Source organism: uncultured Dialister sp. (assembly GCF_900541605.1).
Taxonomy (GTDB): domain Bacteria; phylum Bacillota; class Negativicutes; order Veillonellales; family Dialisteraceae; genus Dialister.
Genome location: NZ_UQKJ01000182.1, coordinates 1 through 3,000, shown reverse-complemented (window position 1 = coordinate 3,000; position 3,000 = coordinate 1). Strand labels below are relative to the sequence as shown.

At 54.9% G+C, this 3,000-nt stretch carries 1 protein-coding gene; it reads right to left on the bottom strand.

Translation table 11 applies throughout. The annotated features are described in order from the left end of the window. Positions 1–468: 468 nt before the first annotated feature. A complete protein-coding gene (priA, locus tag QZR21_RS08825) occupies positions 469–2,847 on the bottom strand; it encodes a primosomal protein N' (protein ID WP_296975004.1) in 2,379 nt (792 codons plus the stop codon). Between the last annotated feature and the right edge of the window lie 153 nt (positions 2,848–3,000).

The following is a 3,000-nucleotide window of genomic DNA, read 5'->3' as shown; positions in this document are numbered from 1 at the left end:
ATAGCACATAGATGCATCGATTTAAAGTAAAGTAATTAATGTCGTTTACTATAGTCATACGTATACATGGGGCTAAGGGTTGTGGGTGAACTTCGCTTCGCTTGTTCACCAGGTGGTGGGCGCTTCGCGCCGGAGGCATGAGGTGGATTCGCCGCTCTGCGGCGCCTATCGAAACAGCAGACTTAGTGAAAGGCTGAAATGATGATAGCAAATAGATCTTCCCCTAAGAATTTGGCAGCAAAGCCGCAGGATGGATCACCGGGTCATGAAGAGCATCCACTGCTTCGCAGATCCCGCCTCTGCGTGGCGGATCCATCCCCGGCCTTTGGCCGTCCCCCTTCTCCAAGGGGGAACGCTCTAAAGGATAGAGTGACTTTAGCAGCATAGCCGCTTTACAGCAGAAATTCATACTGCGTCGCTGTATTTTTTGTGCGCCGCACCACCATTCCTCATTCCTCATTCCTCATTTTACAATGGATCTACGTCTATAATTATATCATTTTCCTGGAATATGGCGGCTTCTCTCATGGCGGTTTTGAGGGGGACCAGGTTATCTCCTTTTATAAGGAGGGAGAAGTAGTAAAGGTTTCTCACCCGTTTGATGGGTTCGCTGAAGGGGGCTGTGGTCCTTACCCGTCCTGGGAGGCTTGGGATGATGGAGGTAAGCCATTCGTAGATCCGGCCGGCCTGGCCCTGGGCGGATTTTTCTTTTTCGTTGAAGCAGGTGATTTTCATGAGCTTGGAGAATGGAGGAAATTCCAGCATTTTCCGGTACTGCAGTTCCTGCCGGTAGAAGGACTCGTAGTCCTGCTTCGCCGCCGCTTCTATGACGTAATGGGAGGGGTTGTAGGTCTGGAGGACCACTTCCCCCTGCTCCCGGCTTCGTCCGGCCCGGCCGGCGCACTGGGTGATGAGGTTGAATGTCTGCTCCGCTGCCAGGTAGGAGGGTATGTTCAGGATGCTGTCGGCGGAAAGGATGCCCACGGTCTGGACGCCGGGGATGTCGTGGCCCTTGGCCACCATCTGGGTGCCGAAGAGGATATCGAATTTCCCTTTCCGAAAATCGTCGAGGATTTCCCGGGCACTGTTTTTCCTTCGGGTGCTGTCCAGGTCGAACCGGCGGATTCTGGCCTGTGGCAGCAGCCCTTCCAGTTCTTCTTCCACCCGTTCCGTGCCGGCGCCGAGGTACAGGATCCGATGGCTGTGGCATTTCGGGCATTCCGTGGGTACGGGATGCACGGTTTCGCAGTAGTGGCACTTCAGCTGGTGGGTCTCCTTATGGTACACCAGGGACACGTCGCAGTTGGGGCATTTGAACACATAGCCGCAGGAGGGGCACATGAGGGTGGTGGCAAAGCCCCGGCGGTTCAGGAGCAGGATGGCTTTCTGCCTTCTGGCAATCGTCTGCTGGAGCAGGGAAACCAGGGGCCCTGAAATCAGGCCGTTCTCATCGATCGGCGGCGTTTCCCGAAGGTCGCAGACGTGAATCTTCGGGAGCGGCGTTTGGAACACCCGGTGGTTCATGGATATTTTCCTGATTTTTCCTTCGTCCGCCGCATACCGGGTGGCTATGGAGGGAGTGGCAGCGCCTAAGACGATGGGACAGTGGTACGTCAGAGCCATGACTTTGGCCACGTCCCGGCCGTTGTACCGGGGGCTCTCCCCCTGCTTGTAGGAGGAATCATACTCCTCGTCCACCACGATGAGCCGCAGGTTCCGGAAGGGCATGAAAATGGCGGACCGGGAACCTATGATAATGGAGCTTTCCCCATTGCTGATCCGCATGCGGTTATTGTACCGCTCCCCTTTGCTGAGATTGCTGTGAATAAAGACCACCTTGTCCCCGAAGACCGAGGCAAAGTAGGAGGTCATCTGGTTGGTCAGGGCAATTTCGGGAACCAGGATGAGGGCGGATCCACCGGCCCCAAGGGCATGCCGGGCGGTCTGGAGGTAGACTTCCGTCTTCCCGCTGCCCGTGACTCCCTGCAGGAGAAATCCTTCGTACCGGCTTCTGTCTATGGATGCATTGATGGTATCCACCGCCTGTTTCTGCTCATCCGTGAGCTGGCGGCTGTCCCTTCCTCCCCCTTCTTCGATGAGGGAAAAGGTTTTCTTCCTTCGATAAATGATATGGCCATGGTCATTGAGGCAGAAACTTTTGAGGAGGGAAGTGCCAAAGCCTTCTTCCTTCAGGTCCTCAAAGGAACAGGGACCGGAAGTCTGGAGGAAATCGGAGAGCGCTGCCTGACGGCGGCTCTTTTTCCTCTCCTCCCCGGACAGGGGCCTGTCCGGTACCAGCCATTTCTCCAATGGCTCCTTATGGATGGTATCGAGAACCTCTTCTTTCACCAGGAAGCCCTTCTGCACATAGAGGGGCAGCCGGTCGCCGAAGAGGAGCTTTCCATCCTTTTCATCCACTTCTTCCACGGAACGATCCACCAGGGAAGGGATATCCTCATCTCCCCCATGGTCAATGGCCTTCCAGTCGATCCGGTAGCTGATGGCGGTCTTTATGGCTTTTTTGTCGATATAGAAGAGGCGGAGCGCTTCGATGAGGGTGCACATGTAGTAATTGGAAATCCAGAGGGCAGTCCGCATCATTTCTTCCGTAAACCAGGGAAAGGAATCCACCAGGGAATCGATGGGAAGGATTTTGTAATCCAGCTTCGCCGTGTCTTCTTCATGGACCGAAAGGATAATGCCCTCCTCCTTCCGGCGGGCAAAGGAAACGACGCAGCGCCATCCCGGCCCCGCTTCCTTCAGGGATTCCGGAATGCGGTAGGAAAATGTCCTGTTCAGATGTTTCGAGGGCCTGTTGATCAGGACCTCCGCAATGGTTTCCAGCATGAGCTTCCCTCCAAAAAAATAATGGACAGCCAAAAGGGCTATCCATTATTTTACCATATCTTAGAAATCTCGTGTGCCACAAGCGGGTGAAGGGGGCAATGATTATTATGATCTCGTCTTTGTGGTCGTGCAGGCGGGCCAGCTGCCGGATGT

Excerpts from the sequence above, each read along its gene's own strand:
- priA (WP_296975004.1), bottom strand. The coding sequence starts at position 2,847 with ATGCTGGAAACCATTGCGGAGGTCCTGATCAACAGGCCCTCGAAACAT.